The organism is Pseudomonas sp. GW821-FHT09E04, assembly GCF_059416185.1.
The window spans coordinates 1-620 of sequence record NZ_JBWKOR010000012.1; the positions used below are offsets into that span (position 1 = coordinate 1).

Annotated in this window: 1 protein-coding gene; it reads left to right on the plus strand. The window is 66.5% G+C overall.

Annotated features, from left to right (window positions below):
- On the plus strand, positions 1 to 620 hold a 620-nt coding region (locus AC07N4_RS28900; RefSeq protein WP_493066734.1), incomplete at both ends, for a DUF2345 domain-containing protein.

Below are 620 nucleotides of genomic sequence, written 5' to 3' on the forward strand. Positions count from 1 at the left end.
CGCGGCGAAGGTTTCGAGTTGCGCACCGACCGCCACGGCGCCGTGCGCGCCGGTGCCGGCCTGCTGATCACCACCGAGCCGCGCCCGAACGAATCCAAGCACCACAAGGACCTGCCGGAAACCGCCGAACGCCTGGCCACCGCCAGCGATCAGCAGGACGGTTTCGCCACGCAGGCCAAAGAGCTTCAAGCTCAAGAGGCGGGCGATCAGGACGACGTGGCCAAGGCCTTGCACGCCCAGCATCAAGGCGTACTCGGCTCGGGTCCGGCAAACCTCACCGCCAACGAATTCCCCGAATTCACCGAGCCGCATCTGGTGCTCGCCAGTCCGGCCGGCATCGCCCTGACCACGCCGCGTTCCAGCCACATCGCCACCGGCGAACACCTGGCGCTGAGCAGCACCGGGCACACCAGTTTTTCCATCGGCAAACGCCTGCTGGCCAGTGCCAGTCGCGGCATGCGCCTGTTCGTGCAGAGCATGGGCTGGCGGCTGGTGGCGGCGTCCGGCGACATCGACGTCAAGGCACTGAAGGACAGCATCAACCTGCTGGCCAAACTCAACATCACCGCCAACGCCGACCGCATCACCATCACCGCCAAGACCGAACTGGTGATCCAGGG